The organism is Mesorhizobium sp. (genome assembly GCF_017306585.1).
GTDB lineage: Bacteria > Pseudomonadota > Alphaproteobacteria > Rhizobiales > Rhizobiaceae > Mesorhizobium.
Genome location: NZ_JAFKIC010000107.1, coordinates 83,432 through 99,979 on the forward strand (window position 1 = coordinate 83,432; position 16,548 = coordinate 99,979).

General features: G+C 64.0%; 16 protein-coding genes. 8 read left to right on the forward strand and 8 right to left on the reverse strand.

All coding sequences use genetic code 11. The annotated features are described in order from the left end of the window. Window positions 1–83: 83 nt before the first annotated feature. The 3 genes from J0I79_RS04670 to leuA all read right to left on the reverse strand — a co-directional run bounded on the left by J0I79_RS04670 (window position 84) and on the right by leuA (window position 4,791). Window positions 84–884, reverse strand: coding sequence for an alpha/beta fold hydrolase (locus J0I79_RS04670; protein ID WP_292855435.1), 801 nt, complete (start codon window positions 882–884; stop codon window positions 84–86). 218 nt (window positions 885–1,102) lie between these two features. Beyond that, complete coding sequence (locus J0I79_RS04675; protein WP_292855436.1) at window positions 1,103–2,872, reverse strand: hypothetical protein; 1,770 nt, start codon at window positions 2,870–2,872, stop codon at window positions 1,103–1,105. Window positions 2,873–3,114: 242 nt separating this feature from the next. Further along, entirely contained in the window at window positions 3,115–4,791 is a 1,677-nt protein-coding gene (gene leuA, locus J0I79_RS04680; protein ID WP_292855465.1) for a 2-isopropylmalate synthase, read from the reverse strand. 506 nt (window positions 4,792–5,297) lie between these two features. On the opposite strand from leuA, the gene J0I79_RS04685 reads away from it, so the two are divergent. Genes J0I79_RS04685 through J0I79_RS04695 form a run of 3 tightly spaced genes read left to right on the forward strand, consistent with a single transcriptional unit; the run spans window position 5,298 to window position 7,573 of the window. Beyond that, window positions 5,298–6,464, forward strand: coding sequence for an ATP-grasp domain-containing protein (locus tag J0I79_RS04685; protein WP_292855437.1), 1,167 nt, complete (start codon window positions 5,298–5,300; stop codon window positions 6,462–6,464). A 4-nt stretch (window positions 6,465–6,468) separates the two neighbouring features. Continuing rightward, complete coding sequence (locus tag J0I79_RS04690) at window positions 6,469–7,245, forward strand: esterase family protein (protein ID WP_292855438.1); 777 nt, start codon at window positions 6,469–6,471, stop codon at window positions 7,243–7,245. A gap of 13 nt (window positions 7,246–7,258) precedes the next feature. Next, window positions 7,259–7,573 carry a nuclear transport factor 2 family protein gene (locus J0I79_RS04695; RefSeq protein ID WP_292855439.1) on the forward strand — a complete coding sequence of 105 codons (315 nt, stop codon included), beginning with the start codon at window positions 7,259–7,261 and terminating at the stop codon, window positions 7,571–7,573. 10 nt (window positions 7,574–7,583) lie between these two features. Here the strand turns inward: J0I79_RS04695 and J0I79_RS04700 are convergent, their stop codons facing one another. Further along, on the reverse strand, window positions 7,584–9,119 hold the full coding sequence (locus tag J0I79_RS04700; protein WP_292855440.1) for an MFS transporter: 1,536 nt from the start codon (window positions 9,117–9,119) through the stop codon (window positions 7,584–7,586). Window positions 9,120–9,266: 147 nt separating this feature from the next. Here J0I79_RS04700 and J0I79_RS04705 point away from each other — a divergent pair, with 147 nt between their 5' ends. The 3 genes from J0I79_RS04705 (at window position 9,267) to J0I79_RS04715 (ending at window position 11,805) form a co-directional block, all read left to right on the forward strand. Then, a complete protein-coding gene (locus J0I79_RS04705) occupies window positions 9,267–10,181 on the forward strand; it encodes a LysR family transcriptional regulator (protein WP_292855441.1) in 915 nt (304 codons plus the stop codon). 68 nt (window positions 10,182–10,249) lie between these two features. Further along, complete coding sequence (locus J0I79_RS04710; RefSeq protein ID WP_292855442.1) at window positions 10,250–10,579, forward strand: hypothetical protein; 330 nt, start codon at window positions 10,250–10,252, stop codon at window positions 10,577–10,579. A 146-nt stretch (window positions 10,580–10,725) separates the two neighbouring features. Beyond that, complete coding sequence (locus J0I79_RS04715; protein WP_292855443.1) at window positions 10,726–11,805, forward strand: siderophore-interacting protein; 1,080 nt, start codon at window positions 10,726–10,728, stop codon at window positions 11,803–11,805. A 37-nt stretch (window positions 11,806–11,842) separates the two neighbouring features. On the opposite strand, the gene J0I79_RS04720 is transcribed toward J0I79_RS04715, so the two are convergent. The 3 genes from J0I79_RS04720 to J0I79_RS04730 all read right to left on the reverse strand — a co-directional run bounded on the left by J0I79_RS04720 (window position 11,843) and on the right by J0I79_RS04730 (window position 13,511). Next, complete coding sequence (locus J0I79_RS04720; protein ID WP_292855444.1) at window positions 11,843–12,145, reverse strand: putative quinol monooxygenase; 303 nt, start codon at window positions 12,143–12,145, stop codon at window positions 11,843–11,845. Window positions 12,146–12,209: 64 nt separating this feature from the next. Beyond that, window positions 12,210–13,004 carry an SDR family oxidoreductase gene (locus J0I79_RS04725; protein ID WP_292855445.1) on the reverse strand — a complete coding sequence of 265 codons (795 nt, stop codon included), beginning with the start codon at window positions 13,002–13,004 and terminating at the stop codon, window positions 12,210–12,212. A gap of 69 nt (window positions 13,005–13,073) precedes the next feature. After that, on the reverse strand, window positions 13,074–13,511 hold the full coding sequence (locus tag J0I79_RS04730; protein ID WP_292855446.1) for a DsrE family protein: 438 nt from the start codon (window positions 13,509–13,511) through the stop codon (window positions 13,074–13,076). 88 nt (window positions 13,512–13,599) lie between these two features. Here J0I79_RS04730 and J0I79_RS04735 point away from each other — a divergent pair, with 88 nt between their 5' ends. Together J0I79_RS04735 and J0I79_RS04740 are read left to right on the forward strand one after the other, a co-directional pair. Next, complete coding sequence (locus tag J0I79_RS04735; RefSeq protein WP_292855447.1) at window positions 13,600–14,694, forward strand: hypothetical protein; 1,095 nt, start codon at window positions 13,600–13,602, stop codon at window positions 14,692–14,694. Between the two features lie 28 nt (window positions 14,695–14,722). After that, window positions 14,723–15,427, forward strand: coding sequence for a DUF4272 domain-containing protein (locus J0I79_RS04740; protein ID WP_292855448.1), 705 nt, complete (start codon window positions 14,723–14,725; stop codon window positions 15,425–15,427). A gap of 188 nt (window positions 15,428–15,615) precedes the next feature. Here the strand turns inward: J0I79_RS04740 and J0I79_RS04745 are convergent, their stop codons facing one another. Further along, window positions 15,616–16,524 carry a cation diffusion facilitator family transporter gene (locus J0I79_RS04745; protein WP_292855466.1) on the reverse strand — a complete coding sequence of 303 codons (909 nt, stop codon included), beginning with the start codon at window positions 16,522–16,524 and terminating at the stop codon, window positions 15,616–15,618. Window positions 16,525–16,548 lie beyond the last annotated feature (24 nt).

The following is a 16,548-nucleotide window of genomic DNA, read 5'->3' on the forward strand; positions in this document are numbered from 1 at the left end:
TTAACAGGCAGTTAACACAGCCGCCGGCAAAATGCACTGGCGCGATCGAGGGGATCAGGGGGTGGGCCGGCCCGAAGACGCGGTCAGCCGGCCTCGGCAAGTTTCGGGCGCACGGGCCTGGCGCGGCGGTTGATGTTGCGCTGGATGATCCTGGCGACCAGATCGGGAGCCTCCTCGATCAGCATATGGCCTGCCGACAGCACGTGATGGACGTGGAAGTGCGGTGGCAGATCATCGGCCTGGGTGGAGGGCAGCACCGGATCGTCGCTTCCCCACACCGCCATCGCCGGCATGGACAGCGTGTCCAACTGATCGCGCGGGATGACGCCTTGCCGATCGTCCCTCGTCATGGCGCCGGCGATCTCGACGAGCTTCTCCAACTGGCCCGGCCGGTCGCGCATTTCGTGCAGCATGTGGGCCGTACCAAGCGCGGGCGGGCTGCCGGGGCCGGACATTGCTTCAAGGCAGGCAAGGATCTCCGGCAGGTGGCTGGCGGCTGCATAGCGGCGCAACAGCGGCCCATTGATCTCCGGGCCGAAGCCGCCCGGCGCCAGCAGGGTCAGCGATGCCACTTTCGCGGGCTCGATCAGGGCCATCAGGGTCGCCACCGCTCCACCCATCGAATGGCCAACCAGGTGGATACGTCTGGCCGCGCGCACCGCCGGGTCGGCCAGCACGGCCCTGGCCGCGATTTTCGCCGGGCCGGCGCCGGGGAAATCCAACGACAGGCCATGCCCAGGCAAATCGTAGGCAAGCGTACGGGCCAGGGGCGCGAGCACGGCGACAACATCGCGCCAGACATCGTGGCAAGCGCCAAAGCCGTGCAGCAGCACGATGGTCCTCGAGCCAATACCCTGTTCGGCGCAATAGAGCGATGAGGTCATGAAAGTGGGATGTTAACTGCAGGAAAGCTTCAAATGTGGCTGGATTGCTCCTTGTCCAGCATCATGACCAGTAAAGTTTTCGCGACTGCTTGCCGATGGGAAGCTGCTATCTGACGGGCCGGCACGACGAAAGCCGGCAAACCAACGGGATTGGCGCTCCGTTGCGCGAGCGCGGTGCTCAGCAATTCCGTTGGTCCAACAGCCTGATCCGCCGCACATCAGCTCGGATTGCCGAGCCCGGCGGCGCGCAAGGCGCCTACCAGCCGCTCGGTCAGATCGGCCGGATATTTCCGGTCGATGAAGGTCGCGCGCGGATTGGCCGCGAATTTGGGAAATTGCGCGGTCAGTTCATCAAGCAGCTTGCGCGCCTGCCCGTCCTGGCCGGCGATCCTGGCGCCGATCACCCTGGCCGCCAGATAATGCGACTTCGTCGCGGTCGTTCTGAGCGCGGTGCTGGCGATAGCGGCCTTGTTCATGTCGCCAAGCATGAACTCCCCGGCGAAGAGGCCGAAATCCCACCAGGTTGGATGGCCGCTGGAGGCATCGACCGCATGCGCCAGGATCGGCGTCCCCTCGGCATAGCGGCCGGCGAAGATCAGCCCGTAGCCGTAGGCGGCGGCCATGGCGAGATCGTAAGGATTGAGGTCATGGGCCTTGCGCATCCAGCGCAATGCCTCGTCGGCGTTGCCGAGGCGCGAATTGATATAGCCGTAGGCGCGATGCGCGTAGGGGCTGGTCGGCCCCATCTGGACGGCCCGGTGGGCAAATGTCACGGCCTTCTCGATCGTCGCGTCCGGCGGATAGGCATAGTGATCGTTCACCGCCTCCAGATGGAGAGAGGCAAGCTCCGAATAGACCAGCGGCGACCGCGCTCCATGGTTGGCAAGGGTTTCGAGGCAGCGATAGGCGGCCTCGTGGGTCCTGGCGTTCTGGTCGAGATAATATTTGTCGTTGAGCAACAGGCATTGCGTGAGGGCGGTTTGAATGCCGGCCTGCTCGATGTAGCTGTAGATCGTGCCGGAGGCGGGCAGGGCCGAACTCAATATGCCGGCGATCCGGTCCTCGACAGCGGATGGCGCGCTGTCGGCGGCGGTCAGATTGCGCGACAACAGCACCCGGCCGGTCGCCACGCTCTGCAGTTCGATGGTGATGTCGCCCGCGCCCGGTCCGGGCAGGACATCGAAGATGAAACTCGTCGCACTGGTGACCGGGTCGACCTTGTTGACGGTGTCGCGGCCGATGAAGTCGATCGTGTCGAAGCCGCTCAGGCCGGCGCGCAGCGAGGCCGCGACGCGGCTGGCATCCGGGCCGCTTGCCTTGACGGCGATATAGACCAGCGGCAGGGCTTCGCTCATCGGCGATGGCGTGATGCTGGCGGTGAGGCCGGCAGGCTCGGCCGTGGCCGGAATGTCGCCACCGGCCAGCAGCGCGCCGCCGCCCTGGCGCAGGATCAGAACGCCGAGCATGGCGATGACCACCGCGATCGCAATCCAGAAGAATCTGAGATGGTTCGCCACCGAGGGCGCCGGCATGGTCGCCCGCGATGCCACCGCCACGGAGGCATCGTGGGCCGCGGCGGGAGATTCGGATGGGGCGCTCGGCGCCGCCGCCTGCACGGCAGGTTCGTCGGCTTCCGGCAAGCGGATCGCGTTGAGTTCGTAGGCCGGGACATAGCCGCCGCGCGGGATGGCGATGCGCACCGGCTCGGCAATGCCCTCATTGGCGAAATACTGCTGCAGCAATTCGCGCAGCCTGCCTGCCTGCACGCGCACCACGGCGTCGGTCGACGGATCGAAATCGCCGTCCTTGCCGAAGACGTCCATGGCGATGGAAAAGCCCTTAAGCCTGTCGGCTTCGCCGGCCTGTTCGCGCTCGACAAGATAACGTATCAGCTTGCGCGCGCGCTCGGACCTTCCGAACGTTTCGCTGGCAAGCAGTCGCTCCAGTGTCTCGCGCACTGCGGGGGCGGCAGGCGTGGCATGCTGCAAGTGTCGATCCTCTCGAAGTCGGCACAGGTTAAGGCGCGATCATATAGCGCCCGCATCGCCACACAAGTGTACAGCGATTATGCGATCGCGTACCTAACCGGATAATTTTCCGGTGGTTAATGGCGCAGGCCGGCATGGGCCGCCGGACAGCCGTCGAGGGATACGGCCAAGGTCTTGTTCGAGTTGACAAAATGGCGACGCGAGAGGCGATCGGGCCTCTCGCGTCGGCGAGGCTGAGCGCGCTAGCGCGCCTTGCGGCCCACGATACGGTTGGCGGCCGAGGTCACGGCTTCCAGGGAAGCGGCGACGATGTTGGTGTTGATGCCGGCGCCGAACAATTTGCCGCCGGGATGCTCCATCTCGACATAGGAAATGGCCGATGCATTCGAGCCGCGCTGCATCGAGTGCTCGGAATAATCGAGCACCGACATCTCGATGCCGACATGGCGCGACAGCGCGTCGACGAAGCCGTCGATCGGGCCGGTGCCGGTGCCTGATATGGTCACTTCCTTGCCATTGTCGAGGATGATCGCCTCGACCACGCGCCGGCCCTTGACCGCCGTGTCCGGGTAGGTCTGGTGGTCGACGAATTTCAGGCGCGCGCCGGGCTGGTCGACATAGGTCTCGAGGAAGCGCTCGTAGATGCGCCTGGCCGGCACTTCCTTGCCCTCGGCGTCGGTGATCGCCTGGATCGCCTGGCTGAACTCGATCTGCAGGTTGCGCGGCAGATTGAGGCCGTAGTCGGCCTGCAGAACATAGGCGATGCCGCCCTTGCCCGACTGCGAGTTGATGCGGATGATGGCCTCGTAGCTGCGGCCGACATCGGCCGGGTCGATGGGCAGATAAGGCACTTCCCAAAGGCTGGTGTTGGCCTTCTTCAAGGCCTTCATGCCCTTGTTGATGGCATCCTGGTGCGAGCCGGAAAAGGCTGTGTAGACGAGTTCGCCGACATAGGGGTGGCGTTCCGAGATCTTCAGCTGGTTCGAATATTCGTAGACGTCCCTCATCCGGTTGATGTCGGAGCAGTCGATGCCGGGATCGACGCCTTGCGTGTACATGTTGAGCGCCAGCGTGACGATGTCGACATTGCCGGTGCGCTCGCCATTGCCGAACAGCGTGCCCTCGACGCGGTCGGCGCCAGCCATCAGGCCGAGTTCGGTGGTGGCGATGCCGGTGCCGCGATCGTTGTGCGGATGCAGCGAGATGATCAGGTTTTCCCTGTTGTCGAGATTGCGGCACATCCATTCGATGCGGTCGGCATAGACGTTGGGCGTCGACATCTCGACCGTCGAGGGCAGGTTGATGATCAGCTTGTTGTCCGGGGTCGGCCGTACGATCTCGCTGACGGCGTTGCAGATCTCCAGCGCGACTTCGAGTTCGGTGCCGGTAAAGCTCTCCGGCGAATATTCGAAGCGGTAGCCGCCGCCGGCCTTGGCGGCCATGTCGGTGATCATCTTGGCCGCGTCGGTGGCGATGCGCTTGATGCCGCCGACATCCTTCTCGAAGACGACGCGGCGCTGCAACTCGCTGGTCGAATTGTAGAAATGCACGATCGGGTTGGTGGCGCCGTTGAGCGCTTCGAAAGTGCGGGTGATCAGTTCGGGCCGGCACTGCACCAGAACCTGCAGCGAAACGTCGGCGGGGACGTTGCCCTGCTCGATGCACCAGCGGGCGAAGTCGAAATCGGTCTGCGAGGCCGAGGGAAAGCCGATCTCGATTTCCTTGAAGCCCATGTCGAGCAACAGCGCGAACATGCGCGCCTTGCGCTCATGGCCCATCGGGTCGATCAGGGCCTGGTTGCCGTCGCGCAGATCGACCGAGCACCAGATCGGCGCCTTGTCGATGACTTTCGAGGGCCAGGTCCGGTCGGTGAGGCCGACGGTGGGATAGGGCTGGTACTTGCGGGCCGCGTCCGGCATGCCTCGGGCTGACTGCGTCATGCCGCTTGCGGCCTTGGCCGTGTCGGCCGCGGCGCGGATTTCTTCTCGTGCGTTCATCGTCTTGTTCTCCCGGCGGCCCTCGGATCCGCCTTCAGGCGGATTGGTGGCGAGCGGCGCCTTTACCAGATTTTCGTTCGCTTGATGTGACTGCCAATTTTGAGACTGGCCAAGGAGCATGCGCTTGCGCGGCGGTTCGACCGCCGGGCGCTCCTTCAGCGAACCCGGCGATCGCCGATAAGGCCGAGAAGAAGGAGCGTCGAGGCGAGCGCGCGAACGGTCTCGCCGGCAAAGCCGGTCTGACGGGAAGCGGTGGTGGCGCGCGTGTTCATGGCGGTTCTCATACAGGAGCGGCCTGTGGGAGGCAAGCCGGGCTGCTTCTTGTTGAATGTTATCCCTAACGCGGATGCTCTTCCCCGCGCCTCGCAAATGCGCCAGACTTGGGCGACGGAAGGGCTGCGGTGCCTTGCCGCCGGTAGGGGGTGTCCATGAATTTCGTGTTCTTCTCGCCGCATTTTCCCGCCAACGGCGCCGATTTCTGCGACCGGCTGAAGAAGGCCGGCGCCACCGTGCTCGGCATCGGCGACGCGCCCTATGACAGGCTGAACGGCAAGCTGAAGACCGCGCTTTCGGAATATTACCGCATCGCCGACATGGAGGATTACGACGCGGTGTTCCGGGCGATGGGCCATTTCATCCACAAATGGGGGCGCATCGACCGGTTCGAGTCGCTCAACGAGCACTGGCTGGAACTGGAAGCCAACATCCGCACCGATTTCAATATCTACGGCACCAAGCTCGATTTCGTGAAGAACCTGAAGCGCAAGAGCCGCATGCGCGCCTTCTTCCGCAAGAGCGGCGTCGAAACCATCGCGCAGCGCAAATGCTCCGACCGCGCGGGCGCCATGACCTTCATCCGCCGCGTCGGCTATCCGGTGGTGGTGAAGCCGGATTCGGGCTCAGGCGCCTCCAACACGTTCAAGATTTCCAATGCCGGGGAACTCGACCAGTTCTTCAGGGACAAGCCGGAGGATGTGAGCTTCGTCATGGAGCAGTTCATCGAGGGTTTGGTGGTGACCTATGACGGGCTGGTCAACCGCGACGGCGAAGTGGTGCTGGCCGCGAGCCACCGCTATGACCAGAGCGTCATGGAAGTGGTCAACAAGGACCGCCACATGAGTTACACCTGCTTTCCCCGGATCCGGCCCGCCGTCGAGGAGGCCGGCCGCAAGATCCTCAAGGCGTTCGACGTGCGCGAGCGCTTCTTCCACATCGAACTGTTCGAGACCAGGGACGACCGCGTCATCGCGCTGGAGGTCAACATGCGGCCGCCCGGCGCCTGGATGACCGATGCGATCAATTACACATTCGACATCGACGTCTATGCGGCATGGGCGGACATGGTGGTGAAGGATGCCGCCGGTGGCCCCTATGAGGGCAAGTATTTCACCGCCTATGCCAGCCGCAAGCGCCACCTCGACTATTTGCACAGCCATGCCGACGTGCTAGCGGCGCACCGCGACAAGATCGTCCACCACCAGGCCATCGAAGAGGTTTTCAGCCGCGCCATGGGAAATTACGCCTACCAGATGCGCTCCAAGGACCAGGCGGCGCTGCGCGAAGCGGTCGCCTATATCCACGCGGAAAAGGCTTGAGGCGATGGACATCTCCTATCACAAGGCCTTTGCCCGCAATCTCGGCCGCGACATGGAATACAAGCGCTACGGCCATGCCGGGCGCCCCGTCGTGGTGTTCCCGACCTCGCAGGGCCGGTTCTACCAGTTCGAGGATTCCGGCGGGGTGGGCGCGCTGGCGGAGTTCATCGACACCGGGCGCATCCAGCTGTTCACGGTCGACGGCATCGATTCGGAATCCTTCTTCGACAAACGTGCCGATGCCGCGCACCGCATCGGCCGCCACGAGGCCTATTTCCGCTATGTGCGCGAGGAGGCTTTGCCGGAGTTCGTCGCTGTCGCCGCGCAGGCCAATGGCGGACGCAAGCTCAAGCCGCTCTTTTCGGGCTGTTCGATGGGCGGCTACCATTCTTCGAACTTCGTCTTCCGCTTTCCCGAGCTTGCCAGCGGCGTCATTTCCCTGTCCGGCGTCTATTCGGCCCGCGACTTCTTCGGCAAGGCGCTCGACGGCGATATCTTCTACAATTCGCCGCTCGACTATCTGCCCGGCATCGTCGATCCGAAGCTTCTGGCCCGGCTGAAGGCGCTGAGGATGATCTTCTGCTGCGGGCAGGGCGCGTGGGAAGAGCGCATGTTGGTCGAGACACGCGAGCTCGAACAGATCCTGCGCGACAAGTCGATACCGGCCTGGGTGGACTATTGGGGCGGCGACGTCAGCCATGACTGGCCGTGGTGGCACAAGCAACTGGTCTATTTCTTCGGCCGATGGCTGGATGAAGACCTGATGCACAGGCTGGACTAAGGCATGTAGCTGGATGACAACACCCGACCCTATCAGCCGTTTTGTCGAGGCGACCAACAAGGGCGATACGCAAGCCTTTCTGGCCACCTTCGCCGAGGATGCTTTCCTGAGCGACTGGGGACGGTCTTTCCGGGGCCGCGAGCAGATCGCGCGCTGGAACCAGTCCGACAATATCGGCGTGAAGTCGCATCTGCGCATTGTCGGCATCACTCCGACGGAGGGCGGCTACCGGGTCCGCATCGCGGTCAAGGGCGAGGGCTTCAACGGCGAAGGCGACATGGCCTTCACCCTTGACGGCGATCGTATCGCGAGCCTTGTCATCACCTGACATCGGCCGCCTATACTTCCTGGCAGGCCGGCAAGGCCGCTGCCTCGTGTTGCGGCGCCGAGCCTCGCCGCAGTCCGACAAAGACGACAAGGGCCGCCACGACGGTGATCGCCGCCAGCACGATCAGCAGCCGATCGAAAGCGGTCTCGTAAGCCTGGACCAGAATGGCGGCGCCGGCCATCGGCAGATGCATTGCGGTTGCGCCGACATTGCCCGTTATCAGAAGCTGGGCGGCGGTGGCGGCATCCGCCGAAGACGCCGCAGCAGCGGCCGCCAGCTGTACAGAGGTAAAACCCGACAGGATCGCCATGACGATCGCCAGCGCCACGCCTTCGCCGGCGACACGGGCGGTGTTGAAGATGCCGACCGCCATGCCGGCGCGCTCCGTCGGCACGACGCTGACGGCCAGCCCGTCCATGAGCCCCCAGGGCAAAGCGATGCCGATGCCGATCAGTGCCAGCGGCGCCACCAGCGCGATGCCGGCCGATGGCGTCAGGCTCAGCCAGACAAGGCCGGCGGCGGCGACAAACAGGCCGACGCCGCAGATCGTGGCCGGAGCGATCCGGCGTGCCGCCTGGCCGGCGAGCAGAGGCAGGATCAGCAACGGCCCGGACAGGCAGATCATCAATTGCCCCGCCTTGATCTCGCTCATTCCTTCGATGGCGATGAAGCGGATCGGCAACAGAACTAGCAGGACAACGAAGCCATAGGCCGGGGCGGCCGCCAGGAACTGGACGCCAACGAAGCGCGGGTAGCGGAACAGGCTGAGGTCGAGCATCGGCCGGCTTACGCGACGCTCGACCACGACGAAGGCGATGAAGAAAAGGCCAGCCACCGCCAGCAACGCGACGACGAGGCGATCGGTCCAGCCGCTCTGCGGCGCCTGCAGCACGCCATAGGTCAGCGAGGCCAGCGCCACGGTGAAGGTACCGGCGCCGGCCCAGTCGAGGCCAGTGGCATCCGGATCGCGCGTTTCCTTCATGGCGCGCAGGCCAAGGGCAGCGGCGGCAACAGCCAGTGCCGCAACCAGAATGAAGATCGAGCGCCAGCCGAATGCCGAGATGAGCAGGCCCGACGCGATCGGGCCGAAGGCAAGCCCGATGCCGAAACTGGTGCCGAGGAAGGAGAAGGCGCGCAGCCGCGACGGCCCCTCGAATTCCTGGGCAAGCGCGGAGGCGCCGCCGGCGAAGGCGGCGGCGCTGCCCAAGCCTTGCGCGGCCCGGAAAACATCGAACCAGACGATGTCGGACGCCAGCATCGCGCCGAGCGACGCCAGGACATAGAGGCCGAGGCCGGCGAGGAAAATGCGCTTGCGGCCATGGTTGTCGGCAAGCGCACCCGCCGCCATCAGGCCGGCGCCGAAAGTGAGCATGAAGGCGTTGGTCACCCAGTTGAGCGCGATCGGGCTGCCGCCGAGATCGGCCGCGATGCGGGAAAGCGCTACGGCCGGCCCGGTGAAGGTCAGGGGCATGGTCATGGCGGCAAGGCATACCGATGAAAGCACGAGCCATCTGCCGGCCGAGCCGGTTGTGGTGTTCAAGGTCATGGATTTTCCTATCTGAAGCAGCATCGGCCGGCATGCCGCATGGCTGGGCGCCCGGCCTCCACAACAAGATAGGACAGCGACATTTCCGGCAAAATAGTATTAAATTTCCTGATATACCGGACAAAAATGCTCGAATGGAGAAGCTGGATGGATCGCCTCAATGGCCTGCTGGCGTTTGCCCGCACTGCGGAGTTCGGCAGCTTCATTGCCGCGGGCCGGGCGCTTGGCATTTCGGCCTCCGCTGTCGGCAAGAGCGTCGCAAGGCTCGAACAGGAACTCGGCGTGCGGCTGCTGCAGCGCTCCACGCGGCGGATCGGCCTGACGGAAGAGGGCGCGCTGTTCAACGAGCGGGTGCGCCGCATCCTCGACGATATCGACGATGCCGAGGCGATGCTGTCGCGCACGCGCGAGGCGCCGCGCGGACGGCTGCGCGTCTCGACGCCGATCGTCACCTATCACCTGCTTTTGCCTGTCTTGTCGCAGTTCATGGCGCTCTATCCGGAAATCGAACTCGACCTCGATTTCAACGACCGTATCGTCGACGTCATCGAGGAAGGCATCGATGTCGCCATCCGCAGCGGTGAACTGCCCGATTCACGGCTGGTGGCGCGGCCGGTCGTCGCCTTTCGCATGTTGCTTTGCGCGGCGCCTTCCTATCTCGACCGTCATGGAACTCCCGGCATGCCGGCGGATCTCGTGGGGCATTTCGGCATAAATTTCCGCTATCTCAACAGCGGCAGGCTGCTGGACTGGCCATTCATCACGGGCAGCACCCAGCCCGAGATCCGCTCGATGCTGACCTGCAACAATATGGAAGCGTTGAAGGGGGCAACGCTTGCCGGTCTCGGCATCGCCTGCATGCCCGATTTCCTGGTCCGCGAGGCACTGGACGATGGACGCCTTCGCGTCGTGCTGGACGATCATGTCGATGGGCGCGGCCAGTTCCGGATGTTGTGGCCATCGAACCGGCATCTGTCGCCGAAGGTGCGCGTCTTCGTCGATTTCCTGTCCGAGCGATTTTCCGGCGCGCGGCAGCCTGTCGCCGCGCCGAACCCGGGGTGACGGCCGGTTCACGGTGCCGTAGCTTCGCAAGGCAAGGCTGGAGGTCAGCCGGGAAGAGGTGTCCGACGATGCAATGGATCGACTATCTGTCCTATCTGGCCGGTGGCGCCGTGCTGACCAATGCCGTGCCGCATTTCGTCAGTGGGGTGATGGGAAAGCCATTTCAAAGCCCCTTCGCCAAACCGCATGGGCAGGGACAGTCTTCGTCAACGGTGAACGTGCTGTGGGGCTTCCTGAACCTTGTGATCGGCTACGTCCTGGTGATGCGTGTCGGCAGTTTCGACCTTCGCGCCACGGGCGATGTCGTCGCTCTGGGCCTCGGCGTCCTTCTCATGGGGGTTGTGATGGCGCGCATGTTCGGGCGCTTCAATGGCGGCAACTTCCCCGTCGATGGATGAGCCTGGTACTGCTGGCCCAGTTTTAATATGATAAAGTAAGTCAAGTTTTTCTGGAAACTCCGGCGCCGCTGTGGCATGGCCAGTCACGGTGGCGGAGCCTTCCTGTCCTGGCGGCTTCGTTGCATGGCAATCGAAGGATTTGAGCTATGGACCAGTTGAGCGCGCAGACCCGCATCAGCGATGCGGCGGTCAGGTCAGCCATCGAGCATTTGCGAGCCGAGCACGGCGAATACGAAATGCCGGCCAATACCGCCGATCAATGGGAACTGCATCTCTATTACGGATCGCTGAGCGCGACGCTCGACGGCGACGCGATGCTGGTGCGCGTGGCGGCGACCGACGAGACCTGCCTTTCCTACATGAAAATGACGGTCGCCGGCCATGTCGCGCAACGTCTCGGCACCGCAAGCGGACTGCGCTGGCAAGGTGATGGCCGCGACGGCGGCACGCCGGTGTTCTTTCGCGAGATCACGGTGGTATCGTCGGCGCCCATTTCCCCGCACATGCAGCGCCTGCGCTTTCATGGCGACGATCTCGGCCGGTTCGCCCATGGCGGCATGCATATGCGCCTGCTGCTGCCGCCGTCCGGCAGGCCTGCGGCCTGGCCGGTCATGGGCGCCGACGGGCTGATCGTATGGCCCGGGGGCGATGATGCCCTTGTCGTGCGGGCCTACACGATCCGGGCGATCGATGTCGAAGGCGGCTGGCTGGACGTCGATTTCGTGCTGCATCCCGGACAGGACACGCCGGCGGCGGCCTTCGCGCAGAACGCGCGGGCAGGCGATGTGATCGGCATGATCGGGCCGGGAGGCGGCGAGGCGCCAAAGGCGCGGTCGGTGCTGCTGGTCGGCGACGATACGGCGCTTCCGGCCATAGCCAGAGTGCTCGAAGATCTGCCGCGATCGGCCCGCGCCCAGGCGCTGATAGAAGTCGACAGCCCCGACGACCGGATCGCGCTGCCGCAGGCGGCAAACATCGGTGTGTCCTGGCTCTATCGCCAGGGGCGGGAAGCCGGGACCGCCGGGCTCTTGCCGAAGGCCTTGCGCGAGCAAAGCCATATGGCGCTGGGCGAGGATCTCTATGTCTGGGCCGGTTGCGAGTTCGCTGACTTTCGCGAGATCCGCAAGATCGTGCGCAAGGAATGGGGGCTGCCGCGCGACAGGCACATGGTGACCGCCTATTGGCGGCGTGGCGTTCAGGGCGAAAACGGGGCCGGCGAGGAATAGACAGGCGGCCAACGTACTTTGACGCCGGCCTTCCGGGTCACTTGGCCTCGGCCAGGCCGAAGCCGCCGACAGGATGGGTTTCCACCTGGAATTCGAAGCCGGCTATGAAGGGGCGCGCCTTGGCGATCGCCGCCTGCACCTCGGGGAGTTGCAAGGAGGCCTTGTGGCTTGCCTGGTCGGTCCACACTTCGGTCACCCAGATGGCGTCGGCGTCGACCGGGTCGGTGGCGATGATATAGCTCAGGCAGCCGGGCAGGGCGCCGGTGCTCGCACGCAGCACATCCATCACCGCGTCGCGCTGGCCGCGCGCCGCCCGCATCTTGCCGATCAGTCCGTACATTCCTTGTCTCCCCCTGGGGTTGGCGCGAAAGGCGTGTGCAGTGCGTCAGTATGCCGGTCGCCGGTCACGGCATCAACTGGCCGCCATTCACCTCGATAACCTGTCCGGTGATGTACCCGCTCAACAGGTCCGAGGAGAGGAAGAGATAGGCGCCGACGCAATCCTGCGCGGTGCCGGCACGCCCCTCCGGAATGGTGGCCACCATGCCCTTCATCTGCCCGTCGGTCGAATAGCGGTCGTGGAAGGGGGTGAGGATCACCCCGGGCGCCACCGCATTGACGCGGATGCCGAAGCCGATCAGTTCCTTGGCCATGCCGCGCGTGACATTGGAGACGAAGGCCTTGGCCGAGCCGTAGAGGCCGGCGCCGCCGCCGGCGCCGTTGCGCGCCGCGATGGACGAGGTGTTGACGATGAAGCCGCCCTGTTTCTTCAGCCATGGCATCGCCTTGCGCGAGGCGGTCAGCACCGAGCGCGCGTTGAGGTCCATCACCGCGTCGTAATGGGCTTCGGTCTGCTCGGCGTAAGGCACGCGGCCGAGCATGCCGCCGGCGTTGTTGACCAGTCCGTCGAGGCGGCCGAAATGCCGTGCGCTGTCCTCGACCACACGCTCGACATCGGCGGCCACGGAAAAATCACCCTGGACAAGGAAGACCTCGCCACCACGGTCGCGAATGGTCGTGGCCAGCTTTTCGGCGGCGTCGCGGCTCGAATTGTAGTGCACCGCGACACGGCATTTCTGTTCGGCGTAGGCAAGCGCAAGCGCCGCGCCGATGCCGGTCGAAGCGCCGGTGACCAGCACCGTCTTGCCGGCGAGATCGGGGATGCTGAGCCCGGAGGGAGTGGTCGTTGTCGCCTGCACTGTGTTCCTCCGGCCTTCGTACCCGTCCGTCACGGGCATCGCCACAGTGGCATCCAAGACGGTAACGCTTCAAGGCCTGAGATAGACGTAGCCCTGGCTTTGCAATTCGGCGAGCTTGACGACGCCGCCCTTGTCGGCGGCATGGAAGCCCTCGAGCAGGTCGGCGAGCGTGATATCCATGCCGTGCATCGTGTTGGCGCAGGCCTGCGGCTCCAGTCCCTGCTGCACCAGGCTGGCGAAGCGGCCGGAGACAGCGGCCGATATGCCCTGTGACTTGAAGCTGGCCAGGGCAGGCCCGTGCACGACCAGCACGATGTCGACATTGCCGCCGGTGCCCTCATAGTGGTTCTTGATGTTGCCGAGCACGAAATTGACCTTGTCCACGTCGCTCAGATGATAGGCGACCTTCAGCCTGGCGGGCTGGGTGGTTGCAGCCCGCGCGACCCGTAGTCCGAGAAGCGTTGCGCTTCCGGCAAGGGCCGCACGGAACATGTCGCGTCGGCGCATGGCATTCCTCCCTCGGCGATTTGCGTGGTTCCGGTCGCAATACTAGCATAGATTGACGTTACGTCCTGTCGATGCGGAGGAGGATCACATGGCGTTCACAGGCTGGAAGTCAGCGGCAGGTGCTGGATTTGCCGTTCTGTTTTGCGGACTTGCGGGGTCCGCCCTTGCCGACGAGGCGCTGAAGCTCACCGAACTCAGCCCGAAGGGGGCCGACGCCTGTTTCGGCCGTGTCTATGACGCGGCGCATCTCAAGGCGCATCCGAAGCAGAAGGTGGCGCGGATCTTTTTCTACTATGGCCATGATCCGGTCAGCCATCCGAATGAGGAGCCGGCCGCGAATTCGGATACCTCCTACAATGGTTTTCTCACCACAACGGTTCGCGGCGCCAAGGCGCCGCAATGGGCCGGCGGCTGGTGCAATCATGAGTCCGAGGACGGCAAATCGGGTGCGATCCGGTGCGGTATGGATTGCGACCGCACGCTGGCGTCGCTGAAGGTCGACGACAAGGGCCGGCTGATACTTTCGGGCCTGTCGCCCGATATCTATCTCGATCCGGATTCGGAGGAGCAGCTTGGCAAGGCGGAATATGCCAGGCAGGCGCTCGGCCCGGAGGACGATAATTTCCGGCTGGACCCGATGCCGGCGGCAACCTGTCAGGCCGAGTTCGCGCGCATCGATCCGATCGATCCGGCGCTCGGGCCGCCGCTGCGCGAAAGGCTGAAGCCGGATCAGCCTTTCTGCTACGGGCGTGACTACGATGCGGCGCATCTGGCCTCGCACCCCAACCAGCTGACGCAGTCGATCCGGGTGTTTCGCGGGCCGGTGGAACTGGCGTCCTTCGCCGCGGGCGGCGACGCCGCCAATTGGCCCGATGGCGCCGACGTCGCGGTCACAGTCACCACACGGCAGAAAGGCGCCAAGGTCACGCAGACCTATTCCTGCCAGGGCGAGGCGAACCAATGGCGCTGTGCGGCAAGCTCGAAGATGAGTGATTTCTCCTGCGACATCGCGCAGAAGGAAATCTTCCTCAAGCGCGGCGCGGACGGCACCATCATGCTGGCCAATCCCAACAGCAGCCTGGCGATCGTCGACCTGTGCTCGAAGGCTGCCGATGGCAAGACCAAGTCGGACGACAAGGTCTACCGGCTGGAGGCAATGCCGCAATCGGCCTGCGCGCCTTAGTCAGTATAGCAGCTATTTGGCAACGAATATGATGCGTCGCAGCTTTCTTGGTTTTCTGACGTCCTTGGCCTTCATCGGTTCCGCCAACGCTGAAGGCGAGGCTGAGGCTCGCAAGGCGGCCTCAACAGCACAGTTGAAGAGGGAGGGCGTGCCCTTCATCGACCATTTGCCGACGATCGAAACCGCAGCCGAAAGCCGGCGACGGACGACGAACGAGGTGGTTAAGCGTGCCATCGCGCTGGTGATCGTGGCCGTCAAAGGGGAGACCGATGATCGAAATCTTGTAAGCAAATTGATCAGCCAGTTTGGAGCAGAAGGGTTTCTTACGCCCAAAGAGCAAGCGTTTGTCGGTAACCCCGTTTCAACCGAGCAGGATCGCGCAAATTTTTTCTGGCGTTATGAAGGGGCCTTCGTAATGTTGTGGGCGTTGCAAGTCTTCAAAAATCTTGGGCGTCCAGATAAGCCTTGCGATGTGTCGCGTATGGCTTCGGTGTTGCGTGACCTCGATACGGAAGGCCTGCTCAAGCGGGCCAATTTGCGCCCGCAAAGCGACCTTCTCGATGCTGCCGATCTGATCTATCGGTACGATTGGGCTGTGGTGAATGCGCGGGTGAATGGGAAAGCTGCGCCGGCAGGATTGCAACAAGACGTGGTTGTCGAACGTCATTACGCGCTCAATTGGCTGATTGGATATATGGGGCAGGAATGGGATGACATCTCGACCGACACATGATGAGCCGGTCGCAAGCGAGGTGCTACTTTCGATCGAACTTCGCTTCCCGAGTTTGAATTGACGAAGTTAGACGGTTCACCTGACTACGGTTTTGCGGACGCCGCGGGTTACCCTCATGGCGGTAGTGGCGCGATCGATCCGGCGAGCCAGCAGATTCCCCGCCCGAGGATGATGCCCTGAGTTTTTCCTCAAGCAAACGGCACGGCCGTCGTGCCTTTAGGTAGCTTCGCCTCGTCGTCGGGCTCAACGTGAATCGTCACCCGCACCGAAGGTATCTCGGCCTTCAGCGCGTCCTCGATGCGATCGCAGATGACATGGCTGGTGCCGACCGACATGTCGGCGTCGACGACCAGGTGGAACTCGATGAAGGTGGCGCGGCCGGCGATGCGGGTCTTGAGGTCGTGCACCTCCATGGCGCCCTTGCAATTGGCCGAGATGATGTCGCGGATGCGCATGTGCTCGGCAGTGTCGACGGCACGGTCCATCAGGCCGTTCATGGACGAGCCGATGACGTGCCAGCCCTGCCACAGGATGTTGAGCGCAACGATGACGGCGAGCGCGGGGTCGAGGATACGCCAGCCGGTCAGGATCGCGCCGACGAGGCCGCCGAAGACGCCGATCGAGGTGACCACGTCGGTCATGATGTGATTGCCGTCGGCGACCAGCGCCGGCGATTTCGCGGCCTTGCCGGCACGGATCAGCAGCAAGGCCCAGAAGGCGTTGATGGCAGTGGCGACGCCGTTGACGGCAAGGCCTTCCCAGGGCTGTTCCAATTGCGCCTGTACCTGCCAGGAACGCCAGACCTCGTTCAGGATCAGAAGTGCGGCGACCACGATCAGCACGCCTTCCAGCACCGCCGAGAAATACTCGGCCTTGTGATGGCCGAAGGGATGATCCTGATCGGCCGGCTTGTGGCTGACCTGGATCGCCCAGAAGGCGGCGATCGAGGCGATGACGTTGACGATCGATTCCAGCGCGTCCGAATAGAGCGCGACCGAGCCGGTCAGGTACCAGGCGACGAGTTTCAGGCCGAAGACGATGGCGGCAATGGCGATCGACCAGAGCGCAAGGCTGGCGACCCTTTGCTTGGCCGCCATCCTGGCATCCGCGGCCATCGTGTT